Annotated in this window: 18 protein-coding genes; 7 read left to right on the forward strand and 11 right to left on the reverse strand. The window is 39.9% G+C overall.

Annotated features, from left to right (window positions below; all coding sequences use genetic code 11):
* The first annotated feature begins 97 nt into the window (after window positions 1-97).
* Window positions 98-1,015, forward strand: a complete 918-nt coding sequence (locus tag PQ477_RS20765) for a COX15/CtaA family protein (protein WP_349775493.1) — start codon at window positions 98-100, stop codon at window positions 1,013-1,015.
* 37 nt (window positions 1,016-1,052) lie between these two features.
* On the opposite strand, the gene pyc is transcribed toward PQ477_RS20765, so the two are convergent.
* The gene (pyc, locus tag PQ477_RS20770; protein WP_144559224.1) at window positions 1,053-4,499 is read right to left on the reverse strand and encodes a pyruvate carboxylase; all 3,447 of its coding nucleotides are present in this window, start codon (window positions 4,497-4,499) and stop codon (window positions 1,053-1,055) included.
* 119 nt (window positions 4,500-4,618) lie between these two features.
* Complete coding sequence (locus PQ477_RS20775) at window positions 4,619-4,897, reverse strand: Fpa/YlaN family protein (RefSeq protein WP_035398491.1); 279 nt, start codon at window positions 4,895-4,897, stop codon at window positions 4,619-4,621.
* 160 nt (window positions 4,898-5,057) lie between these two features.
* On the opposite strand from PQ477_RS20775, the gene PQ477_RS20780 reads away from it, so the two are divergent.
* The gene (locus tag PQ477_RS20780) at window positions 5,058-5,570 is read left to right on the forward strand and encodes a hypothetical protein (RefSeq protein ID WP_035398493.1); all 513 of its coding nucleotides are present in this window, start codon (window positions 5,058-5,060) and stop codon (window positions 5,568-5,570) included.
* On the opposite strand, the gene PQ477_RS20785 is transcribed toward PQ477_RS20780, so the two are convergent.
* Entirely contained in the window at window positions 5,567-6,886 is a 1,320-nt protein-coding gene (locus PQ477_RS20785; protein ID WP_035398512.1) for a PhoH family protein, read from the reverse strand. The genes PQ477_RS20780 and PQ477_RS20785 overlap by 4 nt on opposite strands.
* 217 nt (window positions 6,887-7,103) lie before the next feature.
* Between PQ477_RS20785 and PQ477_RS20790 the strand changes: the two genes are divergently transcribed.
* Window positions 7,104-7,307: a YlaI family protein gene (locus PQ477_RS20790; RefSeq protein ID WP_060703933.1), complete on the forward strand. Its 204-nt coding sequence runs from the start codon at window positions 7,104-7,106 to the stop codon at window positions 7,305-7,307.
* Here the strand turns inward: PQ477_RS20790 and PQ477_RS20795 are convergent.
* Together PQ477_RS20795 and typA are read right to left on the reverse strand one after the other, a co-directional pair.
* Window positions 7,304-7,654, reverse strand: a complete 351-nt coding sequence (locus tag PQ477_RS20795) for a YlaH-like family protein (protein WP_038481058.1) — start codon at window positions 7,652-7,654, stop codon at window positions 7,304-7,306. The genes PQ477_RS20790 and PQ477_RS20795 overlap by 4 nt on opposite strands.
* Window positions 7,655-7,677: 23 nt before the next feature.
* A complete protein-coding gene (gene typA, locus PQ477_RS20800) occupies window positions 7,678-9,516 on the reverse strand; it encodes a translational GTPase TypA (RefSeq protein WP_035398496.1) in 1,839 nt (612 codons plus the stop codon).
* A 194-nt stretch (window positions 9,517-9,710) separates the two neighbouring features.
* Between typA and PQ477_RS20805 the strand changes: the two genes are divergently transcribed.
* Window positions 9,711-9,893, forward strand: coding sequence for a DUF5325 family protein (locus tag PQ477_RS20805; RefSeq protein ID WP_038481064.1), 183 nt, complete (start codon window positions 9,711-9,713; stop codon window positions 9,891-9,893).
* A gap of 19 nt (window positions 9,894-9,912) precedes the next feature.
* Here PQ477_RS20805 and PQ477_RS20810 read toward each other — a convergent pair whose 3' ends face one another.
* The 3 genes from PQ477_RS20810 to PQ477_RS20820 form a co-directional block, all read right to left on the reverse strand.
* Entirely contained in the window at window positions 9,913-10,812 is a 900-nt protein-coding gene (locus PQ477_RS20810; protein WP_035398498.1) for an NAD(P)-dependent oxidoreductase, read from the reverse strand.
* Window positions 10,809-11,606, reverse strand: a complete 798-nt coding sequence (locus tag PQ477_RS20815; protein ID WP_060703932.1) for an inositol monophosphatase family protein — start codon at window positions 11,604-11,606, stop codon at window positions 10,809-10,811. The genes PQ477_RS20810 and PQ477_RS20815 overlap by 4 nt, the downstream gene beginning before the upstream one ends.
* Before the next feature lie 109 nt (window positions 11,607-11,715).
* A complete protein-coding gene (locus PQ477_RS20820; RefSeq protein ID WP_035398500.1) occupies window positions 11,716-11,904 on the reverse strand; it encodes a YkzI domain-containing protein in 189 nt (62 codons plus the stop codon).
* A 161-nt stretch (window positions 11,905-12,065) separates the two neighbouring features.
* Between PQ477_RS20820 and PQ477_RS20825 the strand changes: the two genes are divergently transcribed.
* A complete protein-coding gene (locus tag PQ477_RS20825; protein WP_035398502.1) occupies window positions 12,066-12,692 on the forward strand; it encodes a DUF1054 domain-containing protein in 627 nt (208 codons plus the stop codon).
* 138 nt (window positions 12,693-12,830) lie between these two features.
* Here the strand turns inward: PQ477_RS20825 and PQ477_RS20830 are convergent, their stop codons facing one another.
* Window positions 12,831-13,088, reverse strand: coding sequence for a UPF0223 family protein (locus PQ477_RS20830; RefSeq protein ID WP_035398505.1), 258 nt, complete (start codon window positions 13,086-13,088; stop codon window positions 12,831-12,833).
* Window positions 13,089-13,200: 112 nt separating this feature from the next.
* Between PQ477_RS20830 and PQ477_RS20835 the strand changes: the two genes are divergently transcribed.
* Window positions 13,201-14,679, forward strand: a complete 1,479-nt coding sequence (locus PQ477_RS20835) for an aminotransferase class I/II-fold pyridoxal phosphate-dependent enzyme (protein WP_274272788.1) — start codon at window positions 13,201-13,203, stop codon at window positions 14,677-14,679.
* A 37-nt stretch (window positions 14,680-14,716) separates the two neighbouring features.
* On the opposite strand, the gene PQ477_RS20840 is transcribed toward PQ477_RS20835, so the two are convergent.
* Both PQ477_RS20840 and PQ477_RS20845 read right to left on the reverse strand, forming a co-directional pair.
* The gene (locus PQ477_RS20840) at window positions 14,717-14,854 is read right to left on the reverse strand and encodes a GapA-binding peptide SR1P (RefSeq protein ID WP_412766065.1); all 138 of its coding nucleotides are present in this window, start codon (window positions 14,852-14,854) and stop codon (window positions 14,717-14,719) included.
* 281 nt (window positions 14,855-15,135) lie between these two features.
* Window positions 15,136-15,960, reverse strand: coding sequence for a polysaccharide deacetylase family protein (locus PQ477_RS20845; protein WP_035398507.1), 825 nt, complete (start codon window positions 15,958-15,960; stop codon window positions 15,136-15,138).
* A 270-nt stretch (window positions 15,961-16,230) separates the two neighbouring features.
* On the opposite strand from PQ477_RS20845, the gene PQ477_RS20850 reads away from it, so the two are divergent.
* Entirely contained in the window at window positions 16,231-17,880 is a 1,650-nt protein-coding gene (locus PQ477_RS20850; protein WP_144559228.1) for a glycine betaine uptake BCCT transporter, read from the forward strand.
* Window positions 17,881-18,090: the final 210 nt, after the last annotated feature.

Raw genomic sequence — 18,090 nt, forward strand, 5'->3', positions numbered from 1 at the left:
AATTGACTTTACCCTGTACGTTTTCTTATCATGGAGAAAGTACATTATAAGACCCAATACTAACTTTATCATACTTTTTAACAAGTTTATAGAAGGAATGGTGAAACGATTGCATAAAGGACTAAAAAGATTTGGCGTATTCACCTCACTAGGTGTTCTCCTTGTTCTCATTCAAGGAGCAGTAGTTACAAATACGGGCTCAGGCGAGGGATGTGGTCAAACGTGGCCGCTCTGTTTTGGTCAAGTTATCCCACTTGATCCACCACCAGAAACGGTTATCGAATTCTCTCATCGCTTAATCGCAGGTATTGTAGGGATGCTCGTCATTATCATGGCCATCTGGTCATGGCGAACATTAAAGCATTTATCGGAAACGAAATTTTTAGCGATTATTTCTGTTTTTATGATCATTTTTCAAGGATTACTTGGAGCAGGCGCCGTTGTATTCGGTCAATCAGACCTCATTATGGCACTACACTTTGGTTTTTCAGCTCTCTCTTTTGCATCCGTCGTATTATTAACAAGACTTGCATTTGAAGACAGCAATCCTAAAAGACATTATGTACCAATTGTTTCAAAGTCATACAAGTGGTTTGTGATTGGTACAACGATTTATTCCTATTTAGCTATTTATACTGGGGCTTACGTAAAGCATCGAGATGCAACCCTTGCTTGTTCTGGTTTTCCATTGTGTAATGGTGAATTAATCCCAACTGTGTTTCACGATGCGATTGCTGTACAACTGCTACACCGAGCAGCCGCATTGATTCTTGTCACTTTACTTCTTATCTTATTTATTTGGACATTAAAAGCTTATAAAAAACAATCCGTTTTAGTTTTTTGTTCCGTACTCACGATTATTCTCGTTGCTGGACAAGCCGCTTCTGGAATTGCCGTTGTATTTACTCAAAATTCCACCTTAACGATTGGCATTTTCCATGCGCTTTTAATTTCCCTCCTCTTCACCGTACTTTGTTACATGGTCATGCTTGTCAATCGACACAAGCAGAACTAAAAAAGCCGCCCTTAGGCGGCTTTTTTTCATGGTATGATTACTCTATTTCGATTAATAGATCACCAGTGGAAATGGCTTCTCCGTCTCTTGCATGAATTTTAGTCACAACTCCATTTTTTGCAGCTTGAACCGTTGTTTCCATTTTCATCGCTTCGGTAATCATAAGGTGATCACCTTTTTTCACTTCATCACCTTCAGAAACGAGTGCTTTTACAACGGTGCCAGGCATCGATGCACCAATATGATTTAAATTGTTTTTCTCAGCCTTTGGCCGTAATACTGCATCTGACTTAATATCTAAATCTAAAATGTTCACTTCACGAGGCTGACCATTTAATTCAAAATAAACAATTCTTGTACCATCTCGCTGTGGGTCAGAAATGGAGATTAATTTTACAATTAACGTTTTCCCTTGTTCGATTTCAATCTCTACCTCTTCTCCGAGATGCAACCCGTAAAAGAATGTTGGTGTATCAAGAACAGATACGTCACCAAAGCGTTCACTAAACTCTTCATATTCTTTGAACACTTTTGGATACAGTAAATAAGACAGAACATCATGACTTGTCACTTGACGATCAAGCTCTTTAAATAGTTGCTCGCCAACTTCTTTAAAATCAACAGGCTCAAGGGCTGCACCAGGACGACCTTCAATTGGGGTTTTCCCTTTTAGTATAATACGTTGAAGTTCCTGTGGAAAACCTTGATATGGTTTACCAAGCTGCCCTTGGAAGAACTCAACTACTGAATCAGGAAAATCTAAGCTTGACCCTTTTTCATAAAGATCTTCTTCCGTCAACTCATTTTGTACCATATAAAGCGCCATGTCTCCTACAACCTTAGAAGAAGGTGTTACTTTCACAATGTCTCCGAACATGTCATTGACTGTGCGGTACATTTTCTTCACTTCATTCCATTTCTCATACAAACCAACCGCTTTTGCTTGCTGCTGTAGGTTACTGTATTGACCACCAGGCATTTCGTGTTCGTACACTTCTGTATGTGGTGCATTCATGCCGCTTTCAAACCCACTATAAAACTTCCGTGTATCATACCAGAACTGATCAAGCTTCTCGTATGTCTCAATATTCATTTTCGGCTGACGATCGGTTCCCGCGAGCGCATAATACAGGCTGTTTGCACTTGGTTGTGACGTCAATCCAGCCATTGAACTAACAGCAACGTCAACAATGTCAACACCAGCTTCTACAGCGCGTGCATAAGAAAACACACCGTTGCCGCTTGTATCGTGCATATGCAAATGAATGGGAATATCAATGGTCCCTTTTAACTCACTGACAAGCTGATACGCTGCTTCTGGTTTTAACAATCCTGCCATATCTTTAATCGCTAAAATATGGGCACCAGATGCTTCTAGTTCTTTCGCCATCTTTTTGTAGTAAGGTAAATCGTATTTTGTTTTATTTTTGTCTAAAATATCTCCTGTGTAACAAACGGCTACTTCTGCGACTTTACCACTTTCACGAACTGCTTCAATAGCTGGCTTCATTGCTTCAACCCAGTTCAAGCTATCAAAGATTCGAAATACGTCAATTCCTGCTTCAGCTGACTTTTGAACAAAATCATAAACAACATTATCTGGATAGCTAGTGTACCCAACTGCATTAGAAGCACGTAGCAACATCTGGAATAAAATGTTTGGTGCTTTTTCCCGTAAAACGAGCAGCCGCTCCCAAGGATTTTCGTGTAAGAAGCGCATCGCTACATCAAAAGTGGCACCGCCCCACATTTCAAGTGAAAATAAATCAGGCAATAGATGGGCTGTTGGCTCCGCAACTTTTTTCAAGTCATGTGTTCGCACCCGAGTAGCAAGTAAAGATTGATGTGCATCTCGGAATGTTGTATCCGTTAATAGAACGTCTTTCTGTTCATTAACCCACTTAATCAACCCTTCAGGCCCTTTTTCATCCAATAGTTGTTTCGTTCCTGGCTTCACTTCTTCTAGACGATTATAGGCAGGCAAGACTGGCGCATCAAAGAGCGGCTTCTCTCCTTTTTGTAAGCCCGGATACCCGTTCACAACTGTTTCTCCAATAAAAGATAGCATTTTCGTTCCTCGGTCTTTGACCTTTGGAAACACAAATAATTCTGGCGTTTGATCAATAAAGCCTGTATTATATTCCCCATTTAAAAACTTCTTATGGGTCACAACATTCTCTAAAAAGGCAATATTCGTTTTAATACCTCGGATACGGAATTCACGAAGATTACGCACCATTTTTAATGCCGCATCTTCAAACGTCAATGCCCACGTAGACACTTTTACAAGTAGGGAATCATAGTGAGGACTAATGACCGCACCTTGGAAGCCATTTCCTGCATCTAGACGTACACCAAAACCACCACTAGAACGATACGCATTAATCCGCCCTGTATCTGGCATAAAGCCATTAGCTGGGTCTTCTGTTGTCACACGTGACTGTATCGCATATCCGAAGAGATGAATATCTTTCTGAGCCGGAATGTTTATCTCTTTTTCATGCAATTTGTAACCTGCTGTTATCTTCAGTTGAGATTGTACAATATCAATTCCAGTTACCATTTCCGTAATGGTATGCTCAACTTGTACACGAGGATTTACTTCAATGAAGTAAAACGCCCCATCATCTGTCACAAGGAATTCTACCGTTCCAGCATTCACATACTGTATATTTTCCATCAGCTGAACCGCCGCTTGGCAAATATTATTTCGTACTTCATCCGTTAACGACACACTCGGTGCGATCTCCACTACTTTTTGATGTCGGCGTTGTACTGAACAATCTCTTTCATGTAAATGAACAATATTGCCATGCTTGTCCGCTAAAATTTGAACTTCAATATGTTTAGGGCGCTCGACAAACTTCTCTACATATACTTCGTCGTTCCCGAAAGCAGATTTCGCTTCTGATTTAGCCCGATCATATGCTTCTTTTAATTCTTCTTCAGCGCGAACAATCCTCATTCCTCGTCCACCGCCTCCTAAAGAGGCTTTAATAATAAACGGATAGCCATGTTCTGCTGCAAAAGCTTTCACTTCATTTAAATCATTAACCGGTCCATCGCTACCAGGAATAACAGGTAAGCCAGCTTTAAGAGCTTGTTCTCTGGCTTGAATCTTGTCACCAAACATCTCTAAATGTTCAAGCTCTGGACCAACGAATAAAATGCCTTCTTCTTTACAACGTCTGGCGAATTCAATATTCTCTGACAAAAAGCCATAGCCTGGATGAATGGCATCGACATCATTTGCTTTCGCTGTCGCAATAATATCTTCAATATCTAAGTATGCATCAATTGGTTTTTTTCCTTTACCAACTAAATACGCTTCATCTGCTTTGTAGCGATGAAAAGCTCCTGTATCTTCTTTCGAATAAATGGCAACCGTGCGAATGTTTAATTCTGAGCATGCCCGAAAAATTCGAATGGCGATTTCTCCACGGTTTGCTACAAGAACTTTCTTAATTGTATGTAATCCATTCATCTCCCTATTCCCTCTCTCCGTTTTTTCTCTTAACTTTGACTGATTTCTCTAAATTTCGCAACTAATATGCACAAAATTGATTTCAGAAAAACCGGGCGCATGTGCGTCCCGGTTTTATGTTACTTTAGAGAAGAATCATGAAGTAAAGCTAGTTTTCGTTCTAACTCACTCAAGATTCCCTTCCCTTTTTCTTCTTCAACAAGCCCAAGTCGAATGGCAAAATCAATTTCTCTTGATAAACCAAACATTCTTGTATCTAAAACCTCTTCGTAGAGGGGGCATTGCGGCATTGTCAAGTTTTCAAGCTGAACCTCAATTAGCTGACGGATTTTTTCCGCATCCTCTTGAAGTAAACTATATGCTTTTTCACTTTGGCTTGTCACAGCATGTAACGTCAAATTATCCCCTCCTCGTCTGAGTTCATATCCTACTTCCCATAGTATAGATATTTGACGGAAATTGCAATCATTTTCATTGTACAGATAAGTTTCCAATCGTGACAAATGTTAAATGAAGGCGTATACTTTTCTCTATCGTACATAGTTTTGGAGGGATTTCATGCAAGAATTTGTATTTTTCATTTCTGGTAAAGTAAAGAAGCCACTTACAATTGATCCTACCGTTTGGATTTTTGACGAACGAAAGATTGATTTAACAACGTTCTTTGAATCAGATATGCAGCTAGAACAAGAGAATGATTTAATTCATTATACGCAAAAGATCTCTCAACAATTTGATAAAGAAATGCTTGAAGGATCCGAGCCGCCTAATCCGAATCGAGATTCGAACCGTATTAAATATAACCGCCAAGAGCTAATAAACGGTTCTTTCGGAATGCCTTTACGCTCGTTCATCCGTAATGCCGCTCCCTACGAGGATGTTCAATCCATTATCGTTGAAACAACGGAAAATCAACACGTGACACTTCCAATAGAGAAAGCCGATTATTTAATTGCTGCATTCTCTGATAATGGCAAGCCTCTACATAAAGATGGACCTGTACACCTTTATGTAGCTGACGGTGTAAGTCAGACAGCGATTAAACGAGTAAAGCAGCTGTCATTCGTTTAAAGTAAATCGGCTGCAAGCTGCGCAAGCGCTGAGCGTTCCCCTTTTATTAACTTGATATGGCCGCTCAGCGCTTCATTTTTAAACGTTTCCACTGCGTACGTTAACCCATTTGTATATTCATCAAGATACGGATGATCAATTTGCTGAGGATCTCCCATTAATACAACCTTGCTTCGTTCACCAACACGAGTCAGTATTGTTTTCACCTCATGTTTTGTTAGATTCTGCGCTTCATCAATAATGATATATTGATCGGGTATGCTTCTCCCTCTAATATACGTTAATGCTTCCACTTGGATGGAACCAAGGCCAGCAAGGATTCGATCAAGCTCTCCAGGCTTTTTCGTATCAAACAAAAACTCCAGATTGTCGTAAATTGGTTGCATCCATGGTTTTAACTTCTCTTCTTTTTCTCCTGGTAAATAGCCGATATCTTTACCAAGGGGTACAATAGGTCTTGCAACAACTAGTTTTTTATAAAGATGTAAGTCTTCCGTTTGTAATAGCCCGGCTGCCAGTGACAGCAACGTTTTACCTGTACCCGCTTTTCCTACTAACGTGACAAGCGGTAAGTCATTCCGAAGCAAGAGTTCAAAGGCCATTTTTTGCTGTGCATTTCGTGGCTTTATCCCCCATATATGTTCATACTCACCGATTAACGGTTTGATTTTTTTACCAAGTAAATCGACTCTACCAATCGCGGAACTCGAAGCTTGAGAATAATCCTTTAAAATGACAAACTGATTTGGGTAGAGATGATCTACCTCCAATTCATCCACTGCAATTTCACCGTTTTTATAAAAAGCAGTAATGACTTCTTGATTTGTATAGCAATCCTTATAGCCGCTATAGCCTTCGTCACTTTCAATAACTCGATCATTCAGAAAATCTTCCGTCAACAAATCAAAAGAATCCGCTTTTACCCGTACAAGAGCATCTTTACTTACAAGCACGACATCTCGTCCGTTCGCTTTTTCCTTTTCTTCATTTTGCAAATTAAGCGCAACCGCAATAATACGGTTATCATTTGTCATATCCGCAAAGACATGCTTTAAATGTTGAAAGGAACGATGATTTAGTTCAACCCGAACGGTACCTCCTTCGTGTAGCTGCACTCCTTTATGAAGCTTTCCGCCTTCTCTTAATTGGTCAATAATACGAGCAATCATTCGTGCATTCCGGCCCACTTCATCCATATTTTTCTTTTTAGAATCGACTTCTTCAAGAACAATTGCTGGAATAATAACTTCGTGCGGCTGAAACTGATAGATCGAATAAGGATCTTGTAACAATACATTTGTATCAAGAACATACATTTTCTTGGCATTAGTCAAAAAAACGCCTCCTAAGTAAGTGCGTTAAGAATTTGCCTTTCAGTAGAAGCAAGCTTCCTCTCTTCTTAATCGTATGAAAAAAGCGCACAACTTAGACGAAGGATTATTGATTATTATAGGAGTTTCTTTTTGCTCTATTATTCGATACACTAGATATACCATATGGGTAAAGTGAGGTGTACGTCTTTAAGACGACAAAATGAAAGTACAATGCGTTATATGCGACTGTATTGAAGATATTGATGACTATAGCGTTATCGCCAAGAAACTACGAAACCGACCAATTCACACGTACATGTGTAGCAGCTGTCAACAACGAATTGCAAAACGTACAGATGAACGTAAAGCGACTGGCAGTTTCTCCGTTCCACATACACAAAAAGAAGAGAGCGATTGGCCTTAACCAACGCTCCCTCCATTTTCTTCCGATCTTGCTTTTTCTTTTCGGTGCATAAACAACCGAAATCGATAAATCCCTAGCACGAGTGCTGAAATAGCTAAAACGGCCATAATCGGCGCCCCAAACACAAATTCCAGAAACCATAATCCAAAGCTTCCAATGATCAGCATCACATAGACAACAATCATTTTGAGAACAGGTAATTTTCGTGCAAACCCTAAATTGAAAACGAGAACTGTGAGCAACGTCGTAGCGATAAATGCGACAAAGCCAATCCACGGTTGCTCATAAGTAGCCTGCATAAGCCAAGATAGGTTTTCAACAGGTACCATCTCTTCACCGTTTCGCATAATCCTGGCCCCCTTCGTTCATCTTAAGATTTCGAAGCTAGCTTACGACGTTTTTCTTCTCTTTCACGCTCTGATTTAACCAAAATTTTCTTCCGTAAGCGAATCGATTCAGGTGTCATTTCACAATACTCATCGTCATTTAAATATTCCAATGCTTCTTCAAGGGTTAATATTCTTGGACGTTTCATTGTAACGGTCTGATCTTTCGTCGCCGAACGAACGTTTGTTTGTTGCTTCATTTTTGTAATATTAACAGTCAAATCATTTTCACGGGTATGCTCACCAACAATCATACCTTCGTAAATTTCTGTACCGGCATCAAGGAAAATCGTTCCACGATCTTCAACACCCATAATACCGTATTGGGTTGCTTTCCCTGTTTCCATTGACACAAGCACACCTTGACGACGACCACCAACGTGACCCGCAACCATTGGTTGGTACGAATCAAAAGAGTGGTTAATAATGCCGTAGCCACGTGTTTGTGTTAAGAATTCAGTTGTATAACCGATTAATCCACGAGCAGGAACTAAGAAGTCCAATCGAACTTGTCCCGTTCCAGTGTTTGTCATGTTAACAAGTTCACCTTTACGCTCACCAATTGATTGCATAACCGCACCTTGATACTCTTCTGGTACATCAATTTGTACACGTTCAACAGGCTCACTTCGAACCCCATCAATGTCACGAATAATGACTTCTGGTTTAGACACTTGAAGCTCGTAACCTTCACGACGCATATTTTCAATAAGGATGGATAAGTGAAGTTCGCCACGACCAGAAACTACCCATACATCTGGTGAATCTGTGTCTTCCACACGTAGGCTCACATCCGTCTCTAATTCAGATTTCAGACGTTCTTCTAGCTTACGGCTCGTCACGAATTTCCCTTCTCTTCCAGCAAAAGGTGAGTTATTTACTAAAAAGGTCATTTGCAATGTTGGTTCATCAATTCTAAGGGTAGGAAGAGCATCTTGATGATCAATCGGACAAACCGTTTCACCAACATTAATTTCTTCCATTCCTGAAACAGCGATAAGATCGCCTGCTTTTGCTTCTTCAATTTCAACACGCTTTAAACCAAGGAAACCAAATAATTTCGTTACACGGAAGTGTTTAACCGAACCATCGAGTTTCATCAACGCAACTTGCTCGCCGACTTTCATCGTTCCTCTAAAGATTCGTCCAATTCCGATACGACCAACATAGTCGTTGTAATCTAGTAACGTAATTTGGAATTGAAGTGGCTCATCGCTATTATCAACAGGTGCAGGAATCGATTCAATAATAGTATTAAACAAATCTTTCATTGAGTCTTCTTGTTTATCAGGCGTTAAAGAAGACGTTCCATTAATAGCTGATGCATATACAACTGGAAAATCAAGCTGATCTTCATCTGCACCTAAATCAATAAATAAGTCAACCACTTCATCAACTACCTCGGCTGCTCTTGCTGCCGGACGGTCAATTTTGTTTACAACAACAATAGGCGTTAACTTTTGCTCAAGCGCTTTTTTCAGAACAAAGCGCGTTTGAGGCATACAGCCCTCATACGCATCAACGACGAGCAATACACCGTCAACCATTTTCATGATACGCTCTACTTCACCACCAAAATCAGCGTGACCAGGTGTATCCATGATATTTATGCGCTTATCCGCGTAGTTGATCGCGGTATTCTTTGCTAAAATGGTAATGCCTCGCTCTTTTTCCAAAGCATTTGAATCCATCGCGCGCTCTTGCACTGTTTCGTGCTGCTGGAATGTTCCAGATTGTTTTAACAATTCGTCAACCAAGGTTGTTTTTCCGTGGTCAACGTGAGCGATAATCGCAATATTTCTTATATCTTCACGTACATTCATTCTATTCTCTCCTTTATTTCCTCCATAGAGATGTTCAACTGTCTAAGTATAGCATAAAGTTGTTTCAGTTCCTATTTTATTTCAAAAACAGTATTTCACCAAAAAATGTTTCCCATTTTGTCACACGTAACCCTTTCCCTCGTAGCAAGAAAGCGGTACACTATTTAATAGTGAATAGAGGGGGTAAGACGATTTTGAATAAAGAAAATGTGATATTCCTAACACTATCCATTATAACGGTATTGTGTATTATGGGGATTGGCGTCGCTGTTGCAGAACGTAGTCTTCTAATTGCTGTTGTCTCAATCGTTGGAATCGTTGTCTCCATGGGACTAGGATTTGGATTAAGAAAAAAAAACGTGAATAGCCAAAATTAAAATGTAAAAAGGAGAGCCATTAATGGTTCTCCTTTGTTCGTCTTTTTACAATACTATTCGTTGCCTCTTCCAAAGGACGAATAATTGCACTCACATCTTGATGCCCGTATTTTTCTTTGGCATGAGCTACTTTTTGCGCTCCTACTTTCACAACATCAAGAGGCATATTAAGCTCTTCTGCTAATCCTAAAGCAAGCTTAATATCTTTATCTAACAAATTAATCGAGAATCTGGCATCAAAGTTTCGATCAAGAATTGCATCAACGGCCCAATCCATACTTTTTGAAAATCCAGCACTTCGCTTGATGACGTCATACGCAATAGCAGGGTCTACTCCTGCCTTTTCGGCCATTACATAACATTCTGCTAAAGCCGACTGATGTACACCAATTAACATATTGTTTAATAGCTTTACCGTTGTTCCACTTCCGATTTGACCAACCCGAATGATATACTCACCAAATGCTTCAAGAACAGGTTGTACTGCCGGAAAGACTTCTTCATCACACCCACACATAATCGTTAATGTACCAGCTTCTGCCCCCATTGGACCTCCACTAATTGGCGCATCCACAAAAGCTGTTCCTTTCTTTGCGCTTTCTTGATAGCACCACTCATTCGTAGCAGGATTAACAGTGGAATGATCAATGATGACTTTCCCTCTCGAAGCCCCGGCAAGCAAACCTGTTTCCCCATCATATACGTCTTTAATTGAATCAGGTGTTGGTAAACAAGTCATAACAACGTCAACTGTTTCTATTAATGATTTGGGGGTTTCTTTTTCAAACGCTCCAAAAGCAACGGCTGTTTCAATCGGACCTCTACTTCGACTTACAACATACGTTTCATACCCTGCTTCAACGAGGTGTCTAGCCATCGGTAGCCCCATCGTACCGAGTCCAATAAACCCTACCTTCATTCCGATCCCTCCTGCAACTGCTGAACTAATGTTTCATGCAATTGTTTCTTTGCAGCGATTACCGTACCTTTCTCTAGAAACGAAAGTTCTTCATTATTAAATCGAGTCGCTTTACAGCCTGCTTCTTTTAACAGCACCGCTCCACCTGCATAATCCCACGGTGATAAATTAAAGCTTATGTAAGCGTCCATGCGATCAACTGCAACATACGCCATTTCAAGGGCAGCTGAACCGTAGGACCTTGTACCGCGACATTTTTGAGCAATCCTCACTAATTCCGGTTGATATGCTCGATCTTCAAGAAGCCAGTTTGAATTTACGCCAAGTATTGCCTCATGAAGTGGTCTCTCTGTTTGTTTAGTCAATTTTACCCCATCTACAAACAAACCCTCTTTATCGATTGCGTGAAATAACTCACCTTTCATGACATCGTAAACGATTCCAATCTTGCCAATACCGTTTTCATATATGCCAATTGAAATGGCAAAGTTTTGCTTCTGATGGACAAAATTCATCGTCCCGTCAATGGGATCAACAATCCAGACGATTCCTTTTAAATCCTCAATGGCTTCACTTACCCCTTCTTCCCCTAGGAAACGGTGGTTAGGAAATGTACGTTTAATTTGGTTATATAGAAATGCTTCTGTCGATTTATCAACATCTGTTACAAGATCATCAGGATTTGATTTTGTATTAATTTGAAAAGATCCTTCTAATGCTTCTTTAATGGACTCTCCTGCTTCCACGACCCACTCTTTTGCTTGCTGTTCAATTTCTTTCCACGTTGGTTGCATCTCGACCTCCTGCATGCTTCATTCCTCTCTATTATCGCACAAACAAATTTGAATACAAAGTTCTGCACCTTCAAAAAAAGAAAAAGTACAGTGTTGTACTTTTTCTTTGCTATTTTTGTAGACTCAGCCATTCTTGTCTATATTCATCTAATAACGCTTTACTATCATTAATCTTGTCACTATCTTCCGCCACTAGTGCATCATACAATGTCATTAATTGGTAATCAATTTCAAGGCGCAAGACGGACAAACGATTTTCAGGTTCAAATGAATGAAAGGACGGAAGAACTTGTTTCATCTGCGACTCTCCTTTTGTACATAAGGTACATGTTTTTAATTTTCAGATATTATAACATAAAATGGCTGTATCGACTAGTAATTTCTTAAAATCACTAACAATTGATCTTTCAGAAAAAATTCGCTAAGCTTACGGTAAAGATGATAAAAGGAGCCTTTCTCATGACAAAAGTCGGTTTTTCTACTGAAGATTTTAAAACATTTACAATAGAGGGGCTAGAACCCCGTATGGAAGCGATTCGTTCTTCGATCCAGCCAAAATTTCAGCTTATCGGTGAAGAACTTCGTTTGTATATCGAAACGTTACTTAATCAAGATATGCATTTGCACATCGCTCAACATGCAAGACGGACAACAAATCCACCAAAAGACACTTGGCTCGCGGTTGCAGCAAATAAACGTGGTTACAAAAAGCACCCTCATTTTCAAGTAGGTTTATTTGACGATCACCTCTTTGTTTGGCTTGCTTACATTTATGAACTACCAGGTAAACAAGACATTGCAAAACTCTTTCTTGAAAATGAACACGACATTAAGGAGACGGTTCCCAATTCTTATATGGTGTCTCTTGACCATACAAAGAAACAGGCTGAACCATTTCAAACTCTTGACCTTACCGCCTCACTTGAGCGTTTTCGAGACGTAAAAAAAGCAGAGTGGCTTGTCGGCCGTCACTTCTCTGCTACTGACCCCCTTGTACAAGATGGAGAAGCACTTATGAATGAACTGAAAAGTACAGTACAAACACTGCTTCCTCTCTACAAGCTGTCGTACACAGCGCTTCAATGATCCCTTTCGCTTTGTTTTGTCAGGATGACACGTTTAAAAGACATCGGCTTAGTAGTAGCCGATGTCTTTTCTTCTAGCGAAACGAATAAGCACTACATATTAAGTACATGCACAGATGCTGTTAACCAGCTAAGTTGGTCAAGTTCGAACGGTCCCATCTTGCTCATTTGCCTGCTTTACCACCTTATAGCAAGATAAGCCTAATTGCTCATCTATTTCTTTAAACAGCTGTTTCTCTTCTGCTTTTGACGGGACGACACGTTTAAAAGCTTGGTAAGCACTTTGGAGCACACGAGCATCTACGCCCTTTTCTTGGGTTTGTGCAATGAGATCAAAAAACTCCGCTACTACAACAATTTCTTCCTGACTCCATTCATAACGAATTGGAATATTCATTCTTTCTCACCCTTTCAATTTTTAATAGGCAAATCTGGATTCATTTGCTATACTCTTCTTGTTTGCGTAAATCAGAAACGCATACGTGCATAAGAAATGAGGTGTTCGTTTCATGGAACTTGATCAACAAAAAACGCCATTATTCACAGGGCTTAAACAATATGCAAGTAAAAACCCAACGCCATTTCACATTCCAGGTCATAAAAAAGGTCAGGGAATGGACCCTTCCTATCGGGAATTTATAGGTGACAATGCGTTGTCAATTGATTTAATTAATATAGCACCTCTTGATGACCTTCATCATCCACATGGCTTTATCCATGAAGCTCAGCAACTCGCTGCTCATGCTTTCGGTGCAGATTATACCTTTTTTTCTGTTCAAGGCACAAGCGGTGCGATTATGACGATGATTATGAGCGTATGCAAACCAGGAGACAAAATTATTGTTCCCCGTAACGTTCATAAATCCATTATGTCTGCCATTATTTTTTCTGGAGCGCTTCCGATTTTCGTTCACCCAGTAATCGATCGAACTCATGGCATTGCTCACGGTGTTACGACTGAATCCATTCAACGGGCGATTGAAGCCCACCCGGACGCTAAAGCCGTTCTCGTTATAAATCCAACCTATTATGGTTTTACATGTGATTTAAAAGAAATTGTAGCTATTGCTCATGCCGCTGCTATCCCAGTTCTTGTTGACGAAGCACATGGGGTTCATACTCATTTTTCCAAACAACTACCTATCAGTGCTATGGAATCAGGCGCTGACATGGCAGCAACGAGTGTTCATAAGCTTGGAGGGTCTCTGACACAGAGCTCCGTTTTAAATGTAAAATCTGGACTTGTCTCAGTTGATCATACCACTGCCATTATGAGCATGTTAACGACCACGTCCACATCTTATATCTTACTTGCCTCACTAGATGCTGCCCGTAAGCATCTAGCAATAGAAGGCGAAAAAGAACTTAAACGAGTCATTGCTTTAGCTCATTCTGCTCGTAAACAATTAAATGAAATAAACGGACTTCATTGCATTGGCGAAGAGTGTTTAACGTCCTCCGCTACGTTTGCCCATGATCCTACTAAGCTGTTCATTTCTTTAAATGAACTCTCGATTAGTGGCTACGAAGCGGAAGTGTGGTTACGGGACCGTTACGGTATTGAAGTAGAACTGTCCGATTTATACAATATTCTCTGCATTATCACGCTAGGCGATGATCAATCAAAAATTGATCTATTAATAAAAGCTATGACCGAACTTGCTGCGTCTTTTCGACAGACAGACAAACAATCCATTTCCTTGTCTGTAAAAGTTCCGGATATTCCAACTCTCGCCATTTCACCTCGTGATGCATTTTATTCACAAACGGAATTTGTTTCATTTGATCAATCAGCCGGGCGCATCATTGCGGAATTTATTATGGTTTATCCACCTGGGATTCCAATCCTTAGTCCAGGAGAATTAATCACGCAAGAAAATCTGGAGTACGTAAAAGAAAATATGGAAGCAGGCTTACCTGTACAAGGCCCGGAAGATCAAACGCTTGCTTTTCTAAAGGTTATTAAGGAACAGTCTGCTATTCAATAAAAAACAACGTAGCGCAAGCGCTACGTTGTTTTGTTATTTATTTTTGAGAAGAAGCTTTTGCGGTTTTGGATTCACAGTGCGTACAGTTTGATACAGAATAAAGACGGCTCACTTTCTCTCCCTCAAAGTGTCCCAACGCCTGACTGCAAACTTGACAAATAAATGTTCCCACCATACATCCTCCTCGCAATTTGTAATCGCTTACGTTTTCGTATTTCTATAATAGTATGTATTATTATAGTCGTCAAGGGGTAATTAGTGTGACATAATTATTTTTAAATGTTGACATATTTATAGATTTAATCGCATACACTTAACCTTTAGGCATTATTTTGATCAGGACATACTGTTTAATCCGTTTGTAATTTTTTTATGTATTCGCTAGCAATCATTTAGCTTTTATCTATTCTTTTTATTAAAAAGCTCCCACTACATGAGTAGTGAGAGCTTTTCTTTTCATTTCAATTGATCTGGATCAACAAGTCCATACCCTTTATCACGTAAACCATTCACAATCTCTTCAAGACCATCATTTGTCCACTCACGGTCATGCATTAATAGATTTCCACCATTGCCTAGCTCTGGCGCATTCACCATAATATCTGCAATCGATTCCGCAGTCATATAGTTACTATCCCAATCATATCCATACGTCCAGTTCATTAACGTCATGCCTTCTTCTTCAACGAGCTCTTTTGTATAATCGGTATTCACCCCAAATGGTGCTCGAAAAAATCTTGGACGTTCTCCAATGATTTCTTCTATCCGATCATTTAAGCCAACAATTTCTTCTCTTTGCTGCTCTTCTGAAATCTCACCTAAATTAGGATGGGACATCGTATGATTCCCAATTTCAAAGCCCATCTCATGAATTTGCACTAATTGCTCTGCTTTTTCGTCTGTATTAATAAAATGCCCGTTTACAAAAAAGATCGCTGGAGCATCTAACTCTTTTAACGTTTCCGCCATTTCAACTCCATGCTTGTCTGGTGCATCATCTATTGTTAATAAGACAACTTCCGGGTCTGCTTCAGTTCCTTCCATCGGTTCAACTGTCCACATAGTTGGATTAATCTCATAAACAACCTCAACGTCTTCACTCTCAGGCTCTTCTAAAGCCTCGTTTTCTTCTTCATCCTCTTGCACTTCATCAACTGTTTCATTGTCTTCTACTTGTTCATTCTCATCTGCATTGGTATTTTCAGTCGAGCCTTCCTCATTTGAACCGCAAGCCGAAAGTGCGATTAAACTTACAGCAGGTACCAAAAGCCACTTCTTCATATCATGGACCCCTCTCAACAATATCTTGTCCCATCGTAACATTTTCTTCCTTATTTCGACAGCATAAAAAGGGGAAAGATAAATTTTCATCAAATCGTCAAATGCATAAAATAATTTTCTTCTCTTATACTAAAAAGGCGTTTATGACTAGCTGTGACAGGGTACTAATAATTGTTGTTACAATCAAGGCTACTGGCACATTAAAAAAATGTATGCTATGATTTTGTCTTGCTTAAAAATGAAATTTCTTTGGAAAGGTAGACAATCACTATGAAGCAAACAACGTCCGTATTTTATATTTCAGTCATTGTTGCACTTGCATTCATTTTTTGGGGTGTTGTTTTTCCAGAAAATATGTTAAGTGTAACCGAAAGTATTCAAGGATTTATATCAACTGAGCTTGGATGGTTTTATTTACTTTCAGCAACGTTCTATGTAGCTGTCGGTATTTACCTAATCGTAAGCCCATTCGGCAGTATCCGCTTAGGGAAACCTGATGAGAAACCAGAATATACATATTTAACTTGGTTCGCATTTCTATTTACTGCTGGTATGGGAATTGGACTTGTCTTTTGGGGGTCCGCAGAGCCATTATCTCACTATTTCACACCTGCCTCTGCTGATCCAGCTACACAGCAAGCCGCAGCTGAAGCGATGCGCTATTCCATTTTTCACTGGGGCATCCACCCTTGGGCCATCTATGCTGTTGTCGCGTTAACCCTTGCTTATTTCCAATATCGAAAAGATGAACCAGCACTCTTTAGTTCAACCTTTCGCCCCCTAATTGGACACCGTGTAACTGGTCCAATCGGGAAAACGATTGACGTTTTTGTTGTTTTTGCAACGATCTTTGGAACAGCTACATCCTTAGGATTCGGAGCTGCACAAATTACAGCAGGTCTTATTTATTTATTCCCATCTCTAGAAAATATCAACTACAATTTATTTCAAATTGTCGTGATTGTCATTGTAACCATCCTCTTCTCAATATCGGCTATGACTGGAATTGATAAAGGGATTCGAATCTTAAGTAATCTGAATGTACGTCTTGCCATTTTACTGATGGCTTTTGTACTTCTACTTGGACCCACTAGCTATATTATGGGTGTGTTCACACAAGGTATCGGAAGCTATGTACAAAACTTCTTTGGTATGAGCTTTAGTATGGATGTTTATGACCCAGAGTCTTCTTGGGTACAAGACTGGACATTATTCTACTGGGCTTGGTGGATTTCTTGGTCACCATTTGTCGGGGCGTTTATTGCGCGGGTCTCCCGCGGAAGAACCATCCGCGAATTCGTCATTGGCGTTATTGCATTGCCTTCACTTTTTGGGGCATTTTGGTTTAGCGTATTCGGTGGTTCAAGTATCTACTTTGAAAATCGCGGTGGCGGCCTTTATGAGCAAATGGACGCAGGCGGCACGGAAATGGCTTTATTTGCTTTACTTGAACAATTTCCACTCACCTTCTTTGTTGCATTAATTACCGTTCTATTAATTGCATCCTTTTTTATAACATCAGCGGACTCAGCAACTGTTGTACTAGGTATGCAAACAACCGGTGGTAATTTAAATCCTCCAAATGCGGTAAAATTAATTTGGGGTCTGATTATTGCTGGTACAGCTGGCGTACTCCTCGTGACAAGTGAAGAAGGTTTAGATGCGCTACAAACCGCATCCATTATCGGGGCGTTTCCATTTGCGATTATTATCATCCTCATGATTGTTTCGCTATTTAAGGAACTACGAAATGAAAAAGAAACGTTGAATGTTAACCGAGAACGATTACGCCAAGAACGTCTTGCACTGCGTAACGATCGCGAGCGTGTTAAACGTGAACAGCAACTATTAAAAAAAGAACGTCGTCGTCTTCAAAAGAACAATGACGAGATGGAATCGAGCAAGAAAAAGAAAGACTAGTTTCGGAAAACGAGCCGTCTTAAAAGATCATATTCTTGATCTTTTAAGACGGCTTTTTCTATGTATGCATCATTGCTTTTAGGCATCGTATAACATAAACTCCCGCTCTTTTCTCTTCCTTATCTAAATCGTAACGAGCCAGATAATTTGACGTTTTTTTCCTACAGTTGTTGGGTAAAGAGTAAAAATGGAAATGATTGATAAAGGAGT

This window comes from Shouchella hunanensis (assembly GCF_028735875.1).
GTDB classification, from domain to species: Bacteria; Bacillota; Bacilli; order Bacillales; family Bacillaceae_D; genus Shouchella; species Shouchella hunanensis.

What these genes read in the sequence shown, in the direction of transcription:
- PQ477_RS20765 (WP_349775493.1), top strand. Translation starts at nt 98, where the DNA reads ATGGTGAAACGATTGCATAAAGGACTAAAAAGATTTGGCGTATTCACC.
- pyc (WP_144559224.1), bottom strand. Translation starts at nt 4,499, where the DNA reads ATGAATGGATTACATACAATTAAGAAAGTTCTTGTAGCAAACCGTGGA.
- PQ477_RS20780 (WP_035398493.1), top strand. Translation starts at nt 5,058, where the DNA reads ATGCAAGAATTTGTATTTTTCATTTCTGGTAAAGTAAAGAAGCCACTT.
- PQ477_RS20785 (WP_035398512.1), bottom strand. Translation starts at nt 6,886, where the DNA reads ATGTATGTTCTTGATACAAATGTATTGTTACAAGATCCTTATTCGATC.
- PQ477_RS20790 (WP_060703933.1), top strand. Translation starts at nt 7,104, where the DNA reads ATGAAAGTACAATGCGTTATATGCGACTGTATTGAAGATATTGATGAC.
- PQ477_RS20795 (WP_038481058.1), bottom strand. Translation starts at nt 7,654, where the DNA reads ATGCGAAACGGTGAAGAGATGGTACCTGTTGAAAACCTATCTTGGCTT.
- typA (WP_035398496.1), bottom strand. Translation starts at nt 9,516, where the DNA reads ATGAATGTACGTGAAGATATAAGAAATATTGCGATTATCGCTCACGTT.
- PQ477_RS20810 (WP_035398498.1), bottom strand. Translation starts at nt 10,812, where the DNA reads ATGAAGGTAGGGTTTATTGGACTCGGTACGATGGGGCTACCGATGGCT.
- PQ477_RS20815 (WP_060703932.1), bottom strand. Translation starts at nt 11,606, where the DNA reads ATGCAACCAACGTGGAAAGAAATTGAACAGCAAGCAAAAGAGTGGGTC.
- PQ477_RS20820 (WP_035398500.1), bottom strand. Translation starts at nt 11,904, where the DNA reads ATGAAACAAGTTCTTCCGTCCTTTCATTCATTTGAACCTGAAAATCGT.
- PQ477_RS20825 (WP_035398502.1), top strand. Translation starts at nt 12,066, where the DNA reads ATGACAAAAGTCGGTTTTTCTACTGAAGATTTTAAAACATTTACAATA.
- PQ477_RS20830 (WP_035398505.1), bottom strand. Translation starts at nt 13,088, where the DNA reads ATGAATATTCCAATTCGTTATGAATGGAGTCAGGAAGAAATTGTTGTA.
- PQ477_RS20835 (WP_274272788.1), top strand. Translation starts at nt 13,201, where the DNA reads ATGGAACTTGATCAACAAAAAACGCCATTATTCACAGGGCTTAAACAA.
- PQ477_RS20840 (WP_412766065.1), bottom strand. Translation starts at nt 14,854, where the DNA reads ATGGTGGGAACATTTATTTGTCAAGTTTGCAGTCAGGCGTTGGGACAC.
- PQ477_RS20845 (WP_035398507.1), bottom strand. Translation starts at nt 15,960, where the DNA reads ATGAAGAAGTGGCTTTTGGTACCTGCTGTAAGTTTAATCGCACTTTCG.
- PQ477_RS20850 (WP_144559228.1), top strand. Translation starts at nt 16,231, where the DNA reads ATGAAGCAAACAACGTCCGTATTTTATATTTCAGTCATTGTTGCACTT.